The sequence below is a fragment of the Paenibacillus sp. HB172176 genome, assembly GCF_011947265.1.
In the GTDB taxonomy this organism is placed as follows: Bacteria; Bacillota; Bacilli; order Paenibacillales; family Paenibacillaceae; genus Pristimantibacillus.
Map to the genome: position 1 here is coordinate 118465 of NZ_JAATHD010000010.1, position 20866 is coordinate 139330.

A 20866-nucleotide genomic window follows, 5' to 3' on the forward strand; every position below is an offset into this window, starting at 1 on the left:
TTTTGTCTAAACTAAAGGTAATGACAATTTTCGGCACGAGGCCGGAGGCTGTGAAGATGGCTCCGCTGGTGCTTGAGCTGCAGAAGCATGATGAAGAGATTGAATCGATCGTATGCGTGACGGCACAGCATCGGCAGATGCTGGATCAGGTGCTCGACTTCTTCGAGATCAAGCCGGACTATGATCTGGATGTGATGAAGCAGCGCCAGACTCTGACCGAGATTACGGTGCGCGTACTGGAAGGCTTGGTTCCGGTTATGCAGGAGGCCCGTCCCGATATCGTGCTCGTTCACGGTGATACACAAACGACCTTCCTCGCCAGCTACGCAGCGTTCATGGAGCAGGTGAAGGTCGGTCATGTCGAAGCGGGTCTGCGCACATGGAACAAGATGTCTCCGTATCCGGAGGAGATGAACCGTCAGCTCGCAGGCGTGCTGTCCGACGTTCACTTCGCTCCGACGGATCGTTCCGCCGACAATCTTCGCAAGGAGAACAAGTCCGAGGAGACCATCTATGTGACGGGCAATACGGCGATTGATGTGTTTCAATATACGGTGGACGAATCGTTCACGCACCCGGTGCTGGAGTGGGCCAAGGGCAAGCGCATGATTCTGATGACGGCGCATCGCCGCGAATCGATCGGCGAGCCGCATCGCAATATCTTCCGCGCGGTGAAGCGCATCGTGGACGAGCATGAGGATGTTGTCGTGGTCTATGCGGTCCATTTGAATCCTGCCGTTCGCGAGCCGGCGAACGAAATTCTCGGCAATCATCCGCGCATCAGTCTGATCGAGCCGCTCGATGTTTTCAAGATTCATAATTTCTTCCCGCATGCGTACATGATCATGACTGATTCGGGAGGCTTGCAGGAAGAGGCGCCAACCTTCGGGTTGCCGACGTTGGTGCTTCGCGACACGACTGAGCGGCCGGAAGGCATTGATGCCGGCACGCTCGAACTGGTCGGTACGGACGAAGAGATGGTTTACGACCGAGCGAAGGCCCTGCTCACAGATTCGGCTCACTATTACAAGATGAGTCATGCGGCGAATCCATACGGTGACGGGAAGGCATCCGAGCGGATTGTGGAAGGAATCCTGCATCATTTTGGAAGGCGCGGCGAAAGGCCGGAGCCGTTCACACAACGTTCATAGTTTTTGCGACAGGTTCGGAGTGAAGCGCCAAGTTACAGCATACAGTGGTACTGTACGGTTTTGAGGCGCTTCAAACGTTGATTTATAAGGGTTTTCCACAATTTGTTCACCGAATGTTTGCTGTTATTTCAATTGACAAACCTTGCGGGCATTCGATAAAATAAACAAGAGTTTTGGAGTGATTCGCATATGGATCCGTCCAATAATCAACCGTCCAAAGAACATAACAACGAGGACAATCGCACCTTTGGCGATGATCCGTGGAGAGCGATGGGATTGGTAGGCGCGGTCGGAGTCGATCTGGCTGTATGCTTATGGCTCGGATACTGGCTTGGCACGAAAGCCGATCATGCCGGTGGAACCGATTACTATTCCATTATTGGATTAATTGCCGGACTGATCGTGGGTGTCGTCACCGTTATTTTCCTAATTCGGACATTCTCGGGAGGCAAGGCGAAATAATGTACGATTTGTCGACCCATGTGAAAGCCGTTACAAGAGTTAACTTCTTTTTTTTGTCCGCGTGCTGTCTTGCTTGGGCGCTCCTGCCTGCCTATGAGGATTGGTGGGGCGGTCTGATGATCGGTTGCGCGGCAAGCTTGATCAATGCCAGACATTTGGCTTGGAAAGTGACAAGAGCATCCGCGAACGCCGCTGCCCATGGAACAAAGCGGGTCAATCTTGGCTATTTAACAAGAGCATGCATTGCGCTTCTGGCCGTTGTGTTAGCAACAAGAACCTACACGTTCCAACTTCCTGCTGTTGTGACTGGATTAATCATTGCTCAGCTGGCAACACTTATACTGGGATTTTTCGCCAGTCGGAAGTTGGCACAGATGGAAATTACTGATGAAAGGGGTGAAACTAACTAATGGATCATATATTCCCAGTGGTTCATAAGTGGGGATTGGAATTCGATATTGCGGCGATCTACATGATTATCATTACCAGCATCATTGTGTTCGTGATAGCGAGGCTCGCTACAAGGAATTTATCAGTCACAAACCCTACCAAGATGCAGAATTTCTTGGAGTGGGTCATTGAATTTGTAGTAGGTATTATTGGTACCTCTATGGATCTGAAGAAAGGTCGTCCCTATCTCATACTTGGATTAACTTTGATTATGTATATCTTCGTAGGGGACATGCTTGGCTTACCACTCGGTATTGTAACGCATGTGCATGAAGGAGCAACCTTGTTCGGATTACCGCTAGATTTGGATGGTGAGCATGAGGCGCATATTTCATGGTGGAAATCACCAACAGCAGATGTTGCTGTTACAGGCGCATTGACGCTTATCGTTATACTGCTGACTCACATTGAAGGTTTGCGTTTGAACAGAAAGCATTATCTTAAGCATTACATCGAACCTCACTGGGGTTTCCTGCCGCTTGCGTTGATCAAAGAAGTATCCAAGCCATTGTCGCTTGCTTTGCGTCTATATGGTAACATCTTCGCAGGAGAGGTTATGATTGGTGTAATTTTGGGAATGGGCATTTTCGGTATTCCAGCACTAGTGATATGGCAAGGGTTCAGCGTGTTTATTGGAGCGATTCAAGCATTCGTCTTCGTTATGCTGACCATGGTATACATGTCGCAAGCTATTGTTCATGAAGAGCATGCAGAGCATTAGAAAAAGTTAGCTTCAAGCCAGAGGAAACCGGCGAATCGTTGGAACCGAAGGTCTATATATACCAAATTTAAAGTACAAACTGAGGAGGATTTTAATAATGGAACCATTAGCATTGATAGCAGCAGCAATTGTATTCGGTTTGGGCGCACTTGGCGCAGGTATTGGTAACGGTCTAATCGTAGGCCGCACAGTTGAAGGTATTGCTCGTCAACCTGAGCTTCGCGGCACGCTTCAAACAACAATGTTCATCGGGGTAGCGCTTGTCGAGGCCCTTCCAGTAATCACGCTTGTCCTTGCATTTATTTTCTTGGGTAAAGCAGGTTAAGTAACGCACAATTTCACAGAATGCTGCATGGCGGGGAGTGAGTAAGCCTCCGCGCCTTGCTTTTTATCTGAAAGTTTGTCGGTCGATTGAGATTGGCACGAGATAGATACAATCGTTAGAAGCTACAGAAAGGAGTGACGTTTTTTGGAAATCAGTTGGGAGACATTTGTCATTCAATTAGTTGCGTTTTTGATCCTTCTTTATCTATTGAAACGGTATGCGTTCGGTCCATTACTGGGCATTATGGAGCAGCGAAAGCAGTTTGTCGCGGACCAAATTAATAGCGCGGAGACCAGCCGCAAAGAAGCAGAGCAACAGCTGGAGCAACAGAAACAAGCACTTCAGGAAGCGCGCAAAGAAGCTTACGATATTATCGAGCAAGCGAAGCAAACCAGCTCCAAGCAAGCTGATGATATGATTCAAGCAGCGAGATCCGAGACGAATCGTCTGAAGGACGACGCGCTCAAGGATATCGAGAGCGAGAAGAACAAAGCGGTTGCGGCCCTTCGTTCCGAGGTTGGCGGCATCTCCGTGAAGATTGCTTCGAAGATTATCGAGAAGCAAGTGGATGAGAAATCCCAGGAACAGCTTGTTGACCAATACCTGAAAGAGGTAGGAAGCAAATGAGCCGGGACGCGGTCGTAGCGAAGCGCTACGCTAAAGCGCTGTTCGAGCTTGCGTCCGAAACAGGCATCGTATCTGAGGTGGAAGCGCAGCTGAAGCTGATTGCAGATGCTCTGGAGCAGGACGAAGCTATTGGCAAATTCCTCTCTCTTCCGAATGTAGATCCGAGTCAGAAGATAGCCGTGCTGAAAGCGTCTTTCGGCGACAAGGTGTCCGTGCTTGTACTGAATGCGCTGCAGGTCATGATGGACCGCAGACGTCAGGCGATCATCGGCGAGGTTTATGAAGCGTATAAGAAAATTGCCGGCGAAGCCACTGGCGTCGCCCATGCTACTGTATACACTGCAAGCGAGCTTTCTGAAACAGAGCTGGCGGCGGTGGCCAAGCAATTCGGCGGTATAACCGGCAAGCAAATTCAAGCTGTTCAAGTGGTAGAGCCCGCTCTGCTTGGCGGACTTCAAGTTCGCATCGGCGACCGTCTCTACGACGGCAGCTTGTCCGGCAAGCTTTCGCGCTTGCAAAAATCTTTCCAATCTAAAGCACTGTAGATAGGGGTGAACGAATTGAGTATCAGACCTGATGAAATCAGCACGCTGATTAAGCAGCAGATTGAACAATATAAATCCGAAATTCAAGTCGTGGATGTCGGCACTGTTATTAATGTCGGTGACGGTATCGCGCGCGTGCACGGCCTCGAGAACGCGATGCAAGGCGAATTGCTCGAATTCGCGAACGGTGTCGTAGGCATGGCCCTGAACCTCGAAGAAAGCAACGTCGGCGTTGTTATTCTGGGACCATACACAGACATTCGCGAAGGCGACCAAGTGAAGCGCACAGGACGTATCATGGAGGTTCCGGTAGGCGACGAGCTTCTGGGCCGTGTCGTTAACCCGCTGGGTCAGCCGCTTGACGGCAAAGGACCTATCAATACGACGCAATCGCGCGCCATTGAATCCCCTGCGCCAGGCGTAATCGATCGTAAGTCGGTTCATGAGCCTATGCAAACGGGTATCAAAGCGATTGACGCGATGGTTCCGATCGGCCGCGGACAACGCGAGCTTATTATCGGCGACCGTCAAACCGGTAAGACAGCGATCGCGATCGACGCGATCATTAACCAAAAGGGCAACGGCGTGAAATGTATCTACGTTGCGGTTGGTCAGAAGCAATCCACGGTTGCGAACGTTGTGGAAACGCTGCGTCGTCATGGCGCAATGGAATACACGATCGTCGTTACAGCGGGCGCTTCCGAGCCGGCTCCGCTCTTGTTCCTTGCTCCATATGCTGGATGTACAATGGGCGAATACTTCATGTACAAAGGCGAGCATGTTCTTGTCATCTATGACGATCTGTCGAAGCAAGCGGCGGCATATCGTGAGTTGTCCCTCTTGCTCCGTCGTCCACCGGGTCGGGAAGCTTATCCGGGCGACGTATTCTATCTTCACTCCCGTCTGCTTGAGCGCGCGGCGAAGCTGAGCGACGCAAGAGGCGGCGGTTCGATGACCGCTCTGCCGTTCATCGAGACGCAAGCGTCAGATGTGTCGGCTTACATCCCGACGAACGTCATCTCCATCACAGATGGCCAAATCTTCCTGGAAGCCGATCTGTTCTACTCGGGTCAACGTCCTGCGGTTAACGTAGGTATCTCCGTATCCCGCGTCGGCGGCTCCGCGCAGATCAAAGCCATGAAGAGTGTTGCCGGCACGCTTCGTCTGGATCTTGCGGCATACCGCGAGCTTCAAGCGTTCTCGCAGTTCGGTTCCGATCTGGATAAATCCACATTGGCTCGTCTGAACCGCGGTGCGCGTACGATGGAAATTCTGAAGCAAGGCGTTAACCAGCCGATGCCGGTCGAGAAGCAAGTCATGTCGATCTACACAGCGGTTAAAGGCCATCTGGATGATGTTGCGCTTGAGAACATCACTCGCTTCGAGAAGGAATTCCTGGCGTTCATGGATTCGAATCATCCGGAGATCGGAGCTTCCATTCGCGACACGAAGGTTATGTCGAAGGAGAATGAGGCCGCTCTCGTAGACGCGATTAACAAATTCAAGAAGAGCTTTGCTTAATATATAGGAAAGTATATCGTTTCATCATACTTCTCTATATGTCTCCGGAATGAAACGCGCCCCGCTGCCAAAGGGCGGCGTAGCCGTTTCACCTTGAGCGGCAAGCTTGATATAGAACTGGGCCATGAGCGGTCTTGCGCGTTGGCGCAAGGCGCCGCTCATGGCAAGTGTTTATCTGCGCTGAGGTTAACATCTCGGCGCGGATCCCTTACCAAGCCTCGGGTCACACCGATGCATCGAAGGCGGGTGAAATCAATTGGCAAAAGGCATGCGTGATATAAAGCGTGAAATCAAGAGCAAGCAGAATATGAAGCAAATCACGAAGGCGATGGAGATGGTGTCCGCGGCCAAGCTCAGAAGAGCTCAGGAGAAAGCGCAGGCGTCACGTCCATACGCTGACAAGATGAAGGAAGTTGTGGCGAGCATCGCGGCCGGAACGAAGGGTGTCAAGCATCCGATGCTGGAGACGCGTGATGTGAAACGCACAGGCTATCTCGTTATTACATCCGATCGTGGTCTTGCAGGCGGCTATAACGCCAATATTCTGCGCAAGCTGTCGCAAACCATTAAGCAGAAGCATAAATCTGCCGATGAGTATACATTGTTCGTCATCGGACGGAAGGGCCGCGACTACTTCCGCCGCAACAATATGCCGATCGTGGAAGAAGTGATCGGATTGTCGGACGCGCCGACCTTCGCAGACATCAAATCCATAGCTGCTAATGCTGTGTCGATGTTCGCTAACGGCGCTTATGACGAGCTTTACTTGTATTACAATCAGTTCGTGAACGCCATTACCCAAATTCCGACCGAAACTCGTCTGCTTCCGCTGGAAGAGATCAGCGAGGAAACGACTGTTTCTTCTTATGAGTACGAGCCTTCCGCGGAAGGCGTGCTTGAAGAGCTGCTTCCGAAATACGCGGAAACCTTGATCTACAGCGCGTTGCTGGACGGCAAGGCGAGCGAGCACGGAGCGCGGATGACGGCAATGGGCAGCGCGACGAAGAATGCGACGAAGATGATCAATCAATTGACGCTCACTTACAACAGAGCGCGTCAAGCTGCGATTACGCAGGAGATTTCGGAGATCGTTGCCGGAGCAAACGCACAATCTTAAGTTCATATAAGTAAGAACCAGGAGGGAAAGCAATGAAAAAAGGACGCGTTGTATCCGTCATGGGTCCCGTCGTCGATCTTGCGTTCGAACGCGGCAATCTGCCGGAGATTCTGAATGCAGTCAAGATCGAGCAGAAGGGCCAAGAAGGCGGAGTCGACATTAACCTTACGCTCGAAGTAGCCGTGCATCTCGGCGACAATATGGTTCGCGCAGTTGCAATGAGCACGACCGACGGACTTGTTCGCGGGATGGAAGCTGTTGATACTGGCGCGGCAATCACGATCCCGGTTGGCGCAGCAACGCTTGGTCGCGTGTTCAACGTGCTTGGCGAGCCGATCGATGAAGCTGGCGATGTGGTATCCGATGTTAATCTTCCGATCCACCGCCCGGCGCCTGCGTTCGACGAATTGTCCACGCAAGCGGAAATTCTGGAAACGGGAATTAAAGTAATTGACTTGCTTGCTCCTTACGCGAAAGGCGGCAAGATCGGCCTCTTCGGCGGCGCGGGCGTAGGCAAGACCGTTACGATCCAAGAGCTGATCAACAACATCGCGCAAGAGCATGGCGGTATCTCCGTGTTTGCCGGCGTCGGCGAGCGTACTCGTGAAGGTAATGACCTGTATCACGAGATGAAGGATTCCGGCGTACTTGGCAAGACGGCTATGGTATTCGGTCAGATGAACGAGCCTCCCGGCGCGCGTCAACGCGTCGCACTTACAGGACTTACAATGGCTGAATTCTTCCGCGACGAAGAAGGCAAGGACGTTCTCTTGTTCGTCGACAACATCTTCCGTTTCACGCAAGCGGGCTCCGAGGTTTCGGCCTTGCTGGGTCGTATGCCTTCCGCGGTTGGTTACCAGCCGACGCTGGCAACGGAGATGGGTCAATTGCAAGAGCGCATCACATCCACGAAGAAAGGCTCTGTTACATCGATCCAAGCGATCTATGTACCTGCCGATGACTATACGGATCCGGCTCCTGCTACGACGTTTGCTCACCTTGACGCAACGACAAATCTGGAGCGTAAAATATCCGAGATGGGTATCTTCCCTGCGGTTGATCCGCTGGCGTCGTCATCCCGTATTCTTAGCGCAGAGGTTCTGGGCGAAGAGCATTACAACGTTGCTCAAGGCGTGAAAAGAATTCTTCAGCGCTACAAAGAGCTTCAAGATATTATCGCGATTCTGGGTATGGATGAGCTGAGCGAAGACGACAAGGTTACCGTTGGACGCGCTCGCCGCATTCAATTGTTCCTGTCGCAGCCGTTCCACGTTGCCGAGCCGTTCACGGGAACGCCGGGCGTATACGTGCCGGTTAAGGAATCCGTACGCAGCTTCAAAGAAATTCTCGAGGGCAAATATGATCATCTTCCGGAAGAATCCTTCCGTTATGTAGGTGTCATTGAAGAAGCCGTGGAGAAAGCCAAAACGCTTTAATAGCGAAGGGCGGGAGGAATCCACATGAGTACCTTTCTAGTAGAAATCGTAACGCCTGAGCGCAAGGTCTATGAAGAAACGGCGACTATGGTAAGCGTAACGGGTTCGGAAGGTGAGTTGGGCATACTGCCTAATCACATTCCGCTTGTAACGCCGCTCCGTATCGCTCCTGTCATGATCAAGCGCGATGGCGGAACGGATGTAGCAGCAGTAAGCGGCGGCTTCATCGAAGTTCGCAAGGACAAGGTCGTTATTCTTGCAGAGAGCGCCGAGCTTGCGCAGGACATCGATGTCGAACGCGCCGAGCAAGCGAAGGAGCGCGCACAGCAGCGCTTGAACGCGAAGCAGGACGAGGTTGATTTCCGCCGCGCCGAGATGGCCATGCAGCGCGCGATGAATCGCTTGAACGTAAGACATAAGCTATAGTCTAACAAGAGAGAGAGCTGTTAACGCGGAATGATGCGTTAACAGTTCTTTTTTGTCATTATATTGTCTTTATTTACAGAGAAATCGACAAATATTTTAGAAAGCATATCCAAATTCGCCCAAAGCTATGTTAATATAGTTAACATCATAGATACAAAGCACTATTCACAAAGGGGTGAGTGGGATGTTTGATTGGTTGGGAGCGAGAACGGGATTGCCATTATGGATCTCATGGCGATTGAACAAAGATTTGAAGGAAGATGTCGAGCATATCTTCGAAGGGTTCGCGGAAACGCGCAAAGAGCTCTTGATGGGCTGGGCTTCGGATAACTGGATGTTGCTCGAGAGAATTGGTGCTCAGATTGAAACCGTCATTGAAGTCGGAGCAGACAACGCTTTGATCGAACAGATCGAACAATTGCTGAGCAAAGCTTACATTCGCGCAATGGATATGACAGAGCTGTCTTATCTGAGCGCGGATCGGACCGTGCTGGCGTCAACTTATGCTTCGCATATAGGCAAGACATACGGCGCAGATTCGGTATTATCAGATGCCTTCAGCTTCATGGAACGCAAGGCAGGAGTGGATAAGCTGCTATTCGGGCCTTACCGCGACCCCATGACTAAGCAGATCGGATCTCGTTCGTCTTCCTTCCATGACGCTATGACGCTGTTATTCATTTATCCCATTCCTGCTAACGGCAATAGGGTCGCAGGATATTTATGCGGCCGAGTTCCGAATGATGTAATCGGAGACCTGATTCAGCGGGAGTCGGGTCATATTTATCCGGATTCAGGCGATAACTATATCTTCATGGCGGAGTCCAATTTGAACAAATCGATTAAGCCGGGAACGGCTTTGTCCCGAAGCCGCTTCGAGGATCGGACCTTTACTCACGGCGAGAATTTGAAGGACGGAGTGACCACGAAGTGGGGGACTGTATCGGTTAAAGAGCATACGGAGCTGGAACTTCTGTTCACGGATCCGGCGACAGGCGAGCTGCATCCGGGCGTATCCAATACGATTCGCAATGGCAGCAATCTCTTCGTGGCTTTTCCGGGCTACTCTGATTATCGGCATATTCCCGTTATCGGGAAGGGAGTTACCTTCCAGCTGCCTCATAGTCCCGACAAATGGGGGATGATGTGTGAAGGCGATTTGGAAGAAGTCTATCGCTTGCGAAGCGTCGCCTGGAGACAAAGAAGACTGCATGTCATATCAGGTATATTGACGAGTATTCTTCTTGCGGCGCTAGTTGCGGTCCTCTACGGCGAGACTTCGGCCTGGGTTGTCGCGGCTGCGGTCGGAGGCTTTAACCTCTTGCTCACTTTGTTCGTAATCGGAGCATTCAAGAGCAAGGAGGATAGACGGGTTGTTCAGCATATTCGAACATTGACCCGATTCATCCGAATGAACGCGGAGGGCAAGGGAGATTTAACCCAGCGGCTTGCGCTTAAGGACTTCGATAATGATGAGCTGAAGGACACGTCGAAATGGCTGAACAATATGATGGATTCGCTGGAAGGCATTATGCTGCAAGTGAAGCTGGCGGCTGCCGATGTATCTTCGTCCCAGAGAACGATGAATGAATCAGCTTCTTTAACGACGCAATCGACGAGCAGAGTAAGCACGCAGATTACGGATATGATCGCCAGCATCCGGAATCAGCTGAAGGATATCGACATGGCTAAGGAAACGGCTGATCAGATGCGGGCGACCTTGCTCGAGCTGGAGCGTCAAGCGGAGGAGCAGATTGGAATCGCCAAGTCGGAGGTTGACCGCATCGGCGACAAGATGCAGCATATTTCCACCAAGGTAGGCGAGACGAATGCGACAATTCACGCGTTCATGAATACGGTGCAAGAGATTCAGAATGTGCTTGGGGTCATTGAGCAGATTTCCTCCCAAACGAATCTTCTTGCTCTGAACGCTTCGATAGAAGCGGCTCGTGTCGGCGAGCAAGGCAGAGGCTTTGCCGTTGTGGCCAACGAAATAAGGAAACTGGCGACAATGACCAAGGACTCAACCGAGGAAGTGCATGAGATTACCCGGCATATCTATGAAGAAGCGCAGAAGGCTTTCGCATCTATGGATGAAGGAACGCGAGTGGTAGAAGAGGGCAATCAGCTTGTTGCCGCAGCAATCAGCACGTTGTCCGAAGCGCATTCCAAGGATGCGCGGAAATCGCAGGTCGTGGAAGAGGTTGTTCATCTGCTCGAGAATATTGCGCTCGTCAGCCGGGAGAATCGTTCCGTGTCCGGTGAGGTCGAGGGCAGGGTGAAGGAGCTGATTGGCGAGATGAACAATGTGCAGCAAACCTCACTTAGCGTCGAATCGATTACGAAGCTGATGCAGCAGCTCGTGGGACAGTTCAAGCTGACCGAGTCCAGAATTCGTTAATCCGTTATGAGATATAGCTGAACCGCAATCAAGCGCAAGTCGCGCTGGTTGCGGTTTTTTTGTTTGAAAAACAAGAGGCGGGAGGGGCGCGCATACATAATTTTTCCTTGGGCGAGTTATCCTAATGCGTAGTGAATATCAGGATGGGGGAACAGCTGTGAAGAAGCCGCGCTTTCAATCGACAGGCGGAATGCGCCAAGCTGACAATGACAGGCGTCCTCCCGCCGCGGAGAAGCATGAACAAGAGACGCTCGCCAATTATCAGGATCAGGCGATTCCGAAAAGCATGGAGTCTGCGCTGCTGAAGATGAAGGATGATCTGGGCAACAGCGCCGATTTGGCCATCCGTCGCATCTCCCTATGCGGCGATGAAGGCAACCACTTGGCAATCACCTATATGCAGAGCATGGTGGAAGAGATGAGGTTGGATGAGTTCGTTATTCAGCCTATTCAGAGAGATGACAAGTTGATGGAAATGATGAGGGAAAGGGTCGACGTTTGTCAACGCATTCAGGAGCATCTGCTGCCTATCGGCAATATCAAGGCAGTGTCCAACTATAAGGAAGTTTTCGAGCAGTTATTTCTGGGAGGCAGCATCATCTTTATTGAAGGCAGCAATACGGCGCTCGTCGCTAACATTTACGGAGGACCGAAGAGAGCGATTCAGGAACCGATTACCGAAATGTCGATACGGGGTCCGCGCGAGGGCTTCACGGAATCGATGCGTTTGAATTGTATGTTGATTCGCAGGAAAATCAGGAGTCCGAGGCTGTGGCTGGAGCAGTTCACGATTGGCGAGGTTACGCAAACGCCGGTCGGCATTATGTATGTGAAGGGCTTGGCTGATGAAGCCGTGCTCGAGGATCTTCGAGAACGATTGAATCAAATTCGTATAGACGGCATTTTGGAGTCAAATTATGTTGAGGAGTTTATTGTCGATCAGAAGTGGACGCCGTTCCCGACGATAATCAATCATGAGCGGCCGGATGCGATCGCAAGCAATCTCTTGGAGGGCAGAGTCGCGATAGTGGTGGATGGCACGCCTTTCGTGCTGGTGGTGCCTTCTACGCTCAATATGTTCTTTCAAGCAGCGGAGGATTATTATCATAACTTTCAGATGGCGACCTTTCTTCGCATGCTGCGCTTCGTATCCTTCGTCATTGCGCTCTTGATGCCGTCCATCTATGTTGCCATCATCGGTTTCCATCAAGAGATGATTCCGACGCAGTTGCTGCTCAAGCTGGCCGCACAGCGCGAAGGCGTGCCTTTCCCTGCTTATCTGGAGGCATTCATTATGGAATTCGTATTCGAAATATTGAGGGAAGCCGTGCTCCGAATGCCGAGCTCCGCGGGCAGCGCCATCTCGATCGTCGGCGGTCTTGTTATCGGGCAATCGGTAGTCGAGGCAGGCATCGTATCCTCTGCAGTCGTTATCGTGGTTGCGTTCACCGCGATTTCCAGTTTCGTCGCGCCTGTGTACAGCCTGGGCATCGCCGCTCGACTGCTTCGCTTTCTCTTGCTTCTGGCCGCCTCGACGATGGGCTTCTACGGCATCTCCATCGTTATTCTGCTTATTCTGCTGCATCTGAATAATCTGCGTTCCTTCGGCATGCCTTACATGAAGCCCTTCGCTCCCTTCTACTGGACGGATGTGAAGGATACGCTGCTGAGAGCGCCGCTTTGGAAGATGAAGAGGAGGCCGCAGCTGCAGACGAAGGATAATCCGGTTCGCGAGCAATCCTATGTGGAGCCGAGACAGGAGCCTTCCCAATGAGGAGGAGAGAAGACGGGAAAAGACATTTCGCAGGGAAGAGAGCAGCTTGGGCGTTAATCATCCTTTCACTGATGCTGCCGATCGCAGGCTGTTGGGACAATCGATACCTGGACAAGCTTGGAGTCGTCATCGCGGTTGGAGTGGACGATGATCCGAGGGAGAAGATGAGGTACCAGGTGACCGTGCAGGTGGTGCTGCCCCAGAATGCGGTAACGGGCTTGGGCGGCGGTCAGGGGAGCCCGGTCATGACGCTCACCGAGAGAGGCGACACCTTATTCGAGGCGATTCGCAAAATGACGGATAAAACGCCTCGCAGGCTGTTCTTCTCCCATACCCAGCTGCTTGTCATCGGAGAAAAGATCGCTCGCAAGGGCGTCTATCCGCTGATGGATCTGATTGAGCGCAACGCGGATATTCGATCGGATATCCATGTTGTCATCGCCCGCAATATGCGCGCGGAGAAGCTGCTGCAGATTCGAACGCAGATGGAGTCGATTCCGGCTACGCAGATGAAGGAGATGGTGGGCATCGACCAGACGGCGAAAGGACAAGCCTTCACCATCACGGTTCGGAATATCGCCTCTACCGCCGATTCGGAGCAGAAGCAGCTTACGCTGCCGTCAATCGGTATTGAAGGCGACAAAGAGGCGGGCAATACGAAGAAAAACATAGAACGAATCGAACCGGAGGTACTTCCGGAGGTGTCTACGATGGCTGTCTTTCGGGAGGGCAAGTTAATCCGATATTTGACCTCGGCGCAGTCAAGGGGATTCTCCTGGATGGAGAACAAAATATCGAATACAGTCGTTAAGTTGAAATGTCCCCAGTCTGCCGGGTATTATATCGTCGAAGTGTCCTCCTCGAAAACGAAATTGAAAGTCGAACAGAAACAAGAAGAAAAAGAGCTGCCGCGTATATTCGCGCGAATTCGATTGGATGCTGCCGTTCATGAAGTGACCTGCGCTGGCTTCGATATGTCCGATGAATCCCATCTGACGGATATCGAGAAGGCATTAAATGAAGCGGTTGTCAAAGAAGCGACATCGGCAATCGAGGTCATGCAGAAGGAATTGAAGGTCGATGCGCTAGGCTGGGGACAGCTGATTTATCAGAATAAGCCGGAGCTATGGCATCGCATTTCCGGGGAGTGGAAGGATTTATTCCCTGAATTGTCCTACAAGGTCGAATGCATCAGTCATATTGAATCGACCGGAACGCGAACGAATTCGATAGCAAAGTGAGGCAGGACTATGATTAGCAAAAGCATCCTTCTTCTTAGCGCAATATGCTCCTGCTTCGTAATCTGGAAGAGGAATCATGCGAAAGGCCGGGTGGTAGAGGCTGTCTGCGGCATCTTGATTATAGGCGCAGGAACGGGACTGGATTTGGCGATCATGATGCATCTGCCAATCTCGCCGCCTACAGATTGGATCACGTTCATGTTCGCTCCTTTCTACCAGCCAATTGTCAATTGGATAAAAGGAGGTTAAAGCGATGTCGAAGCTAAGCGGCGTTACGAACGGAGAAGTCACATCGAGTCAGTTGTCCAAGATGCTGTATCTGTTCTCGCTCGGAAGCGCGGCATTAATCGTGCCTTCGGCTATGATTACGCTGGCCAAGCAGGATGCCTGGATATCTCTGTTTCTGGTTATCCCCTTTCATTTCCTGCTTATTATCATTTATCTGCAGCTTTTCAAACGCTTCCCCCGCTTGACCATTGCGCAATATGCGGAGAAGATTGCCGGCAAGTGGCTTGGCAAGGGGATCACCTTCAGCTATGTGTTCTTCTTCTTGCTGCTAAGCTCGCTTGTGCTGCGGAACATGACCGATTTCGTAAGCAAGTCAGTGCTTCCCCAGACGCCGGATTGGTTTGTGGGAGGAACGTTCATGTTTGTTGTCGTCTACGGGGTCTATCTGGGCATCGAGACGATCGCACGAACCGGAGAGCTTCTGTTCATCGGAGGAACGCTGGTCATGATCCTTATTACGCTTATTCTGATGAATCAGATGCACCTGGAGAATCTGAAGCCGATTATGGGGAACGGCTGGACGATGCCCTTCAAGGGCATGTATCCCTTGCTCGGTTTTCCCATCTGCGAAGGCGTGTTCATCACCGCGCTGCTGCCCTTGGTTCAGGAGAAGGATCGGGAGAAGTTGAGAAAAAATCTCTTCTCGGCCGTTCTGCTTACGGTAGCGGTGAGCGCTCTCGTTATTGTGCTGGTGTTGGCCGTACTTGGGGCATCGGAGGCGATACGCAGCCCGTTCGCGGTGTATGAGATGGTCAAGCTGATCAATATCGAGGATATTGTCGTCCGCGTGGAAATCCTCTTCGCGGTTGTGTTCATTGGAACGGTGTTCATGAAGCTGGTTCTTACCGTGTATGTGCTGGCGGTGCTGCTCGCGCAAATGCTCGGGTCGACCTGCTACCGCCCTTATGTGTATCCATGCGGCTTCCTGATCGCGCCGCTCTCTCTTGTCGTTTACCGGAACAGCGTGCATTCCAGCATATTTGCGACGGATGTATGGACGGTGTACAGCGTCGCACAGGGCTTCCTGCTGCCGCTGTTTCTGCTTATGGCAGCTGTTATGCTTCGCAAGAGAAGCAATCAGGACGGACGATTCCCAATCAAGGAAAGCGATTGGAGGAAGATGGACGCTGTGGGAAAGAAAGGGGAAGCGATTAGCGATGCATTGCCGAAGCAAGGCTAACTCCGTCATAGACGGCTGTGGAAGCATTTGTTATAATTGTGAGGTCTATTGACCATGATTAGCAAATCTGCATTCCATCCTGTGACGGAGGCGATTATGTGGAGAATTACTATAACCAGTACATTGTGGTCGTCATGTTTATCGCGCTTGGCATTCTGCTTCCCGTTGTCGCGCTGACCCTTGGCAAGGCGCTGAGGCCGAATAAGCCGACGGAGCCGAAGCAAAGCACGTACGAAAGCGGCAATGAGCCCGTTGGGGAAGGCCAGATTCGTTTCAACATCAGGTATTATGTGTTTGCGCTGATGTTTGTCATTTTTGATGTAGAAACCGTTTTCTTATATCCTTGGGCCGTTGCGTACAATAAGCTCGGCCTTTTTGTGCTGCTTGAGATGTTCGTGTTCACTGTGATGCTGCTCGTCGGACTTCTATATGCCTGGAAGAAGAAGGTGCTGAAATGGATTTGAATCTGGAATCAATCTCGATCGAGGAGCGCAAGGAGCTCGAACGCAATGTATTCATGGGCACGCTGGAGCAGCTGAAGGCGTGGGCGCGAAGCAATTCCCTGTGGCCGCTCACCTTCGGACTTGCGTGCTGCGCCATTGAAATGATGGGTACAGGAGCGTCTCACTATGACCTTGACCGTTTCGGCGTCATGTTCCGCACCTCGCCCCGGCAGTCGGACGTGATGATTGTGTCCGGCACGGTGACGAAGAAGATGGGGCCGCTGCTGCGCCGGCTGTATGATCAAATGCCGGAGCCGAAATGGGTTATCGCGATGGGATCTTGCGCGACCGCGGGCGGTCCGTACGTGAAATCTTACGCTGTTGTGAAGGGCGTGGATCAGATTGTGCCGGTCGATGTATACATACCTGGATGCCCGCCCAATCCGGCGGCGCTCATCTATGGCATCAATAAGCTTCAAGGGAAGATTCGCTATGAGGCGAAAACCGGGAAGCGGGTGACGGAAGGATGAGCGAGGAGAAGCAGGATGACCGGAGCGAGATCGAAAAAGAAGAGGATAAGAGCGAGAAGAAGGATGAGGTTGACGTGGCAGGAGAGGAGAAGAACAGGGCCGATCTAGGCGAAAGCGGGATCAGCGAGGCCGAGAGCAAAGCAAAAGTCGGCGATAGCGGGACCAGGGCGGCCGAAAAGCAGTCGGAGCCGGCCGCAGCCGATACGGCGCCTGCGGCGGATCCTGAGCGCGAAGCGAAGCTTAAGGCGGCGGCAGAGGCTCGCGCCGCAAGGGCTGCCGCGAAGGCGAAAGCCGAGGCGGAGGCTGCGCAGCCGAAGGAGCCGTCGCCGAAGCAGGGGGAGCTGGACCGCATTGCCGAGCTTCTGCGTTCGGAGGTGTCGCCGGACGCGGTGCTGGAGGCCGTCCTTAACGAGTTGAACGGCGATATGCCGATGCTTGTGCTGGAGCCGGCGCACTGGCCAGCGGCGGCGGAGCTGCTTAAGCGGCATAGGGAGCTGCGCTTCAATTATCTTCGCAATGTATCCGGCATAGACTATGAGACGCATCTGGAAGTTGTCTACCATCTGCTTTCTATGGCGAGTCATCGCGAGGTCGCCGTAAAGCTGAAGGCGGATCGGGAGCAGCCAAGCCTGCCTTCCGCTGCGCCGGTTTGGGCGACCGCCAATTGGAACGAGCGCGAAATTTACGATTTGCTCGGAGTGAAGTTCGAGGGCCATCCCGACCTGAGGCGCATTATGATGCCCGATGACTGGGAAGGCCATCCGCTGCGCAAGGACTATGAACCGCTCGATTCGGAGGTGTAGCCCAAGGTGATCAGAACCGAAGAATTATTGCTGAATGTCGGCCCCCAGCATCCGAGCACGCATGGGGTCTTCCGCATTATCGTGAAGCTGGACGGAGAGATCATAACGGAAGCGACGCCGGTGATGGGCTATCTTCACCGGGGCACGGAGAAGCTGGCGGAGAACCTCAATTTCACGCAAATTATCCCTTATACGGATCGCATGGATTATGTCTCGGCGATGACGACCAATTACGTGCTGGTCCATGCGGTGGAATCCATGATGGGCCTCGAGGTGCCGATTCGCGCGGAGTTCATGAGACTGCTCGTGATGGAGCTGCAGCGCGTCGCGAGCCATCTGGTCTGGTGGGGCACGTATCTGCTCGATATCGGAGCGATGAGCCCGTTCCTCTATGCGTTCCGCGACCGCGAAATGATTATCAATCTGTTCAATGAGCTGTGTGGAGCCAGACTCACTTATAATTACATGCGCGTGGGCGGAGTGAAATGGGATGCGCCTCCAGGCTGGCTCGACAAGGTGAGAGAGTTCGTGCCTTACATGGAGAAGAAGCTTGAGGATTACGACAAGCTGGTGACGGGCAACGAAATCTTCCTCGCCCGAATCAAGGGAGTCGGGGGTTACGACGCGGCGACGGCAATCGATTACGGCTTGTCGGGCGCGAATCTGCGCTGCACGGGTGTGAAGTGGGATCTTCGAAAGGATGAGCCTTACAGTCTGTACGATCGTTTCGAATTCGACGTGCCGACAGGTCAAAACGGCGACTGCTACGACCGTTACCGCATAAGGCTAGAGGAGATTCGGCAAAGTCTGCGCATTCTGAAGCAGGCGCTGGAGCAATTCCCGAGCGGCGGCGAGACGATGGGCAAGGTTCCTCGTGCGATCCGGCCTCCTGTTGGAGAGATCTATACGCGGATCGAATCGCCGCGCGGCGAGATCGGCTGCCATATTGTGTCCAAGGGCAAGGCGGAGCCATACCGGCTCAAATTCCGCCGGCCTTCGTTCGTTAATCTTCAAATTTTGCCCAAGCTGCTGGTGGGTGAAACGATGACGAATCTCATTACGATACTGGGCGGCATCGATATCGTGGTCGGGGAGGTGGATTGCTGATGGGCGCTTGGCTGAATGAGCCTATGACCTGGAGCAATGCGATCATTCTGTTCCTGTGGGCGGTCGTGCTGCTGCTCATCGTGCTTGGATTCGTGACCTATGCGATCTATTACGAGCGCAAGGTGATTGGTTGGATGCAGCTGCGCGTTGGCCCGAATCGCGTTGGCCCGCTTGGCCTCTTGCAGACCGTGGCGGATATCTTCAAGCTGCTGGTCAAGGAGGATACCGTTCCCCGCAAGGCCGACAGGCTGCTCTTTCTGATCTCGCCGGGCCTCGCTTTCGTTCCGGCCTTCGCGGTGCTGGCCGTCATTCCGTATGCCAAGCATCTCTATTTCGCAGACCTTAATGTCGGTTTACTGTATTACGTCGCGCTGTCCGGCATCTCGACGCTGGCGATGGTGCTGGGCGGCTGGGCGTCTAATAACAAATACGCCTTGCTAGGCGGCATGAGATCGGCGGCGCAGATGATCAGCTACGAGGTGCCGCTTGTCATCTCGATTGTCGGCGTCATCATGATGACGGGGAGTCTCAATCTTCGCGATATTGTGGAGGCGCAGGGCGGAGGATGGTTCTGGCAATGGAATTTTCTGCCGCAGATTATCGGCTTTGCCATCTTCTATATCGCCGCCGTATCGGAGCTGAACCGGACGCCTTTCGATCTGCCTGAGGCTGAGTCGGAGCTGGTGGCGGGCTATCATGTGGAGTACAGCGGATTTCGCTTCGCTTTCTATATGCTGACGGAATATGTGTATGTGTACGCGATTGCCGCGCTAATGACGGTGCTCTTCCTGGGAGGCTGGCAAGCGCCGCTGCCGATTCTGGATTTCGTGCCGGGAATCATCTGGTTCCTCATCAAGTTCGCGGCGATTGTATTCTCATTCTTCTGGATCCGGGCTACCTTCCCCAGACTGCGGGTGGATCAATTGATGAGTCTCGGCTGGAAGGTGCTTCTGCCGGTTGCCTTGCTGAATGTATTCCTGACGGCGCTCTGCATGGAGCTGTTCGTCAAATAGGCGAAAGGGGAGAGAGGACATGAATGGACTGTTTCGAGGACTAGGCGTGACGCTCAAAGCGATGGCTTCGCCCAAGGTGACGACCTCTTATCCGGATGAAGAGATGCGGATGCCGGATCGTTTCCGGGGCATTCAGCATTTTATACCCGATCTCTGCATTGTCTGCAATCAATGCGCGCGCATCTGCCCGACGGATTGCATCACGCTGACGGGCAAGCCGAATCCCGACCCCGAGAAGCGGGGCAAGGTAATCGACACATTCGATATTAATTTTGAAATTTGCATTCTTTGCGATTTGTGCACGGAGGTTTGTCCGACGGAGGCGATTGTGATGACCAATCACTTCGAGCTCGCAACTTTTAGCCGGGATGAGCTGTATAAAGATGCAGAGTGGTTAAGCGGCAACAATTCACTCGTCAGAGTCGACAACAACAATATCGGCGCTCCGGGCAAAGGGGGCGGCAAATAATTGTTCAACGTCGAGATAACGGGAGAGTTTGTCGCATTCTTCATCCTGGCCGTCATTCTGATCGGCGGCGTCGTCTTGATGATCAGCTTGGAGAAGGTCGTTCATATGGTGCTTTCCATGGCGGCGGTGTTCGTTGGTCTTGCCGGCATGTACGTGCTTCTCGAGGCTGAATTCGTTGCCTTCGTGCAAGTGCTGATCTATGCGGGCGCGGTGTCTGTGCTGATGATTTTCGGCATTATGATGACGAAGCACGGCGATCACCAGAAGGAACCTGCGAGGCCGGCGCATGAGCTGCTGTCGGCCATCGGGGCGCTATGTCTGTTCGGATTGCTGTTCTACGCGATTCGGACGACGGATTTGTCATCGGCTGGAACTACGGCTTTCGATCCGGGGAACGATCAGACGATGGAAATCGGGAAACAACTGTTTACCAGCTATGTGATTCCTTTCGAGCTGGTGTCGATCCTGCTTACCGTGGCGTTCATAGGCGCCATAGCGATTGCGAAGAAGGAGGAGGAATGATGATATGCTGCCTTCTTACCTGACGATGGCGGCCATCTTGTTCTGCATGGGTCTCTACGGGGCCTTGGCGAAGAAGAATGCCATCATTGTGCTGTTATCGCTCGAATTGATGCTGAATGCGGTCAATTTGAATTTGGTCGCCTTCTCCAAATACGGGGTGATTCCGTCTCTCACGGGGCAGATTTTCTCGATCTTTACTATAACGGTTGCGGCGGCGGAGGCTACGATTGCCGTAGCGATCCTGATTGCCCTGTTCCGCGCTCGCGGTACGGTGCAGGCGGATGAATTCAATCAAATGAGGAGGTAACGCGGAG

Annotated in this window: 24 protein-coding genes; all 24 read left to right on the plus strand. The window is 52.7% G+C overall.

The genetic code is table 11. The features are described from left to right. The first annotated feature begins 2 nt into the window (after positions 1-2). The 24 genes from wecB to nuoK all read left to right on the plus strand — a co-directional run bounded on the left by wecB (position 3) and on the right by nuoK (position 20859). Positions 3-1151, plus strand: a complete 1149-nt coding sequence (wecB, locus tag HFP08_RS14965; RefSeq protein WP_168121398.1) for a non-hydrolyzing UDP-N-acetylglucosamine 2-epimerase — start codon at positions 3-5, stop codon at positions 1149-1151. Positions 1152-1340: 189 nt separating this feature from the next. Beyond that, complete coding sequence (locus tag HFP08_RS14970) at positions 1341-1613, plus strand: AtpZ/AtpI family protein (RefSeq protein WP_168121399.1); 273 nt, start codon at positions 1341-1343, stop codon at positions 1611-1613. Continuing rightward, positions 1613-2023: an ATP synthase subunit I gene (locus tag HFP08_RS14975; protein ID WP_168121400.1), complete on the plus strand. Its 411-nt coding sequence runs from the start codon at positions 1613-1615 to the stop codon at positions 2021-2023. The genes HFP08_RS14970 and HFP08_RS14975 overlap by 1 nt, the downstream gene beginning before the upstream one ends. Next, complete coding sequence (gene atpB, locus HFP08_RS14980; RefSeq protein ID WP_168121401.1) at positions 2023-2784, plus strand: F0F1 ATP synthase subunit A; 762 nt, start codon at positions 2023-2025, stop codon at positions 2782-2784. Before HFP08_RS14975 ends, atpB begins: the two co-directional genes overlap by 1 nt. Before the next feature lie 97 nt (positions 2785-2881). Beyond that, a complete protein-coding gene (gene atpE, locus HFP08_RS14985) occupies positions 2882-3109 on the plus strand; it encodes a F0F1 ATP synthase subunit C (protein WP_168121402.1) in 228 nt (75 codons plus the stop codon). A 144-nt stretch (positions 3110-3253) separates the two neighbouring features. After that, positions 3254-3736 carry a F0F1 ATP synthase subunit B gene (gene atpF / locus HFP08_RS14990; RefSeq protein WP_168121403.1) on the plus strand — a complete coding sequence of 161 codons (483 nt, stop codon included), beginning with the start codon at positions 3254-3256 and terminating at the stop codon, positions 3734-3736. Continuing rightward, positions 3733-4281 carry a F0F1 ATP synthase subunit delta gene (locus HFP08_RS14995; protein ID WP_168121404.1) on the plus strand — a complete coding sequence of 183 codons (549 nt, stop codon included), beginning with the start codon at positions 3733-3735 and terminating at the stop codon, positions 4279-4281. Before atpF ends, HFP08_RS14995 begins: the two co-directional genes overlap by 4 nt. Positions 4282-4296: 15 nt before the next feature. Beyond that, positions 4297-5802: a F0F1 ATP synthase subunit alpha gene (gene atpA / locus HFP08_RS15000; protein WP_168121405.1), complete on the plus strand. Its 1506-nt coding sequence runs from the start codon at positions 4297-4299 to the stop codon at positions 5800-5802. 256 nt (positions 5803-6058) lie between these two features. Then, positions 6059-6919, plus strand: coding sequence for an ATP synthase F1 subunit gamma (gene atpG, locus HFP08_RS15005; RefSeq protein ID WP_168121406.1), 861 nt, complete (start codon positions 6059-6061; stop codon positions 6917-6919). Positions 6920-6951: 32 nt separating this feature from the next. Continuing rightward, a complete protein-coding gene (gene atpD, locus HFP08_RS15010; RefSeq protein WP_168121407.1) occupies positions 6952-8355 on the plus strand; it encodes a F0F1 ATP synthase subunit beta in 1404 nt (467 codons plus the stop codon). A 24-nt stretch (positions 8356-8379) separates the two neighbouring features. After that, positions 8380-8781: a F0F1 ATP synthase subunit epsilon gene (locus tag HFP08_RS15015; RefSeq protein WP_168121408.1), complete on the plus strand. Its 402-nt coding sequence runs from the start codon at positions 8380-8382 to the stop codon at positions 8779-8781. Between the two features lie 184 nt (positions 8782-8965). Continuing rightward, a complete protein-coding gene (locus HFP08_RS15020) occupies positions 8966-11182 on the plus strand; it encodes a methyl-accepting chemotaxis protein (protein ID WP_168121409.1) in 2217 nt (738 codons plus the stop codon). Between the two features lie 124 nt (positions 11183-11306). Beyond that, the gene (locus tag HFP08_RS15025) at positions 11307-12956 is read left to right on the plus strand and encodes a spore germination protein (protein ID WP_168121410.1); all 1650 of its coding nucleotides are present in this window, start codon (positions 11307-11309) and stop codon (positions 12954-12956) included. Then, positions 12953-14197, plus strand: coding sequence for a Ger(x)C family spore germination protein (locus HFP08_RS15030; protein ID WP_168121411.1), 1245 nt, complete (start codon positions 12953-12955; stop codon positions 14195-14197). Before HFP08_RS15025 ends, HFP08_RS15030 begins: the two co-directional genes overlap by 4 nt. Positions 14198-14206: 9 nt before the next feature. Next, on the plus strand, positions 14207-14446 hold the full coding sequence (locus tag HFP08_RS15035) for a hypothetical protein (protein WP_168121412.1): 240 nt from the start codon (positions 14207-14209) through the stop codon (positions 14444-14446). A 4-nt stretch (positions 14447-14450) separates the two neighbouring features. Then, positions 14451-15665, plus strand: coding sequence for a GerAB/ArcD/ProY family transporter (locus HFP08_RS15040; RefSeq protein ID WP_168121413.1), 1215 nt, complete (start codon positions 14451-14453; stop codon positions 15663-15665). 134 nt (positions 15666-15799) lie between these two features. After that, positions 15800-16129, plus strand: a complete 330-nt coding sequence (locus HFP08_RS15045; RefSeq protein ID WP_240941429.1) for an NADH-quinone oxidoreductase subunit A — start codon at positions 15800-15802, stop codon at positions 16127-16129. Next, a complete protein-coding gene (locus HFP08_RS15050; RefSeq protein WP_168121415.1) occupies positions 16120-16638 on the plus strand; it encodes a NuoB/complex I 20 kDa subunit family protein in 519 nt (172 codons plus the stop codon). Before HFP08_RS15045 ends, HFP08_RS15050 begins: the two co-directional genes overlap by 10 nt. Next, positions 16635-17441: an NADH-quinone oxidoreductase subunit C gene (locus tag HFP08_RS15055; protein ID WP_168121416.1), complete on the plus strand. Its 807-nt coding sequence runs from the start codon at positions 16635-16637 to the stop codon at positions 17439-17441. Before HFP08_RS15050 ends, HFP08_RS15055 begins: the two co-directional genes overlap by 4 nt. Positions 17442-17447: 6 nt before the next feature. Beyond that, complete coding sequence (locus HFP08_RS15060; protein WP_168121417.1) at positions 17448-18548, plus strand: NADH-quinone oxidoreductase subunit D; 1101 nt, start codon at positions 17448-17450, stop codon at positions 18546-18548. Then, positions 18548-19561, plus strand: a complete 1014-nt coding sequence (gene nuoH / locus HFP08_RS15065; RefSeq protein ID WP_168121418.1) for an NADH-quinone oxidoreductase subunit NuoH — start codon at positions 18548-18550, stop codon at positions 19559-19561. Before HFP08_RS15060 ends, nuoH begins: the two co-directional genes overlap by 1 nt. Before the next feature lie 19 nt (positions 19562-19580). Beyond that, positions 19581-20030 carry an NADH-quinone oxidoreductase subunit NuoI gene (gene nuoI, locus HFP08_RS15070; RefSeq protein ID WP_168121419.1) on the plus strand — a complete coding sequence of 150 codons (450 nt, stop codon included), beginning with the start codon at positions 19581-19583 and terminating at the stop codon, positions 20028-20030. Further along, complete coding sequence (locus tag HFP08_RS15075; RefSeq protein ID WP_168121420.1) at positions 20031-20552, plus strand: NADH-quinone oxidoreductase subunit J; 522 nt, start codon at positions 20031-20033, stop codon at positions 20550-20552. It abuts the gene before it with no gap. A gap of 4 nt (positions 20553-20556) precedes the next feature. After that, positions 20557-20859 carry an NADH-quinone oxidoreductase subunit NuoK gene (gene nuoK, locus HFP08_RS15080; protein ID WP_168121421.1) on the plus strand — a complete coding sequence of 101 codons (303 nt, stop codon included), beginning with the start codon at positions 20557-20559 and terminating at the stop codon, positions 20857-20859. Positions 20860-20866 lie beyond the last annotated feature (7 nt).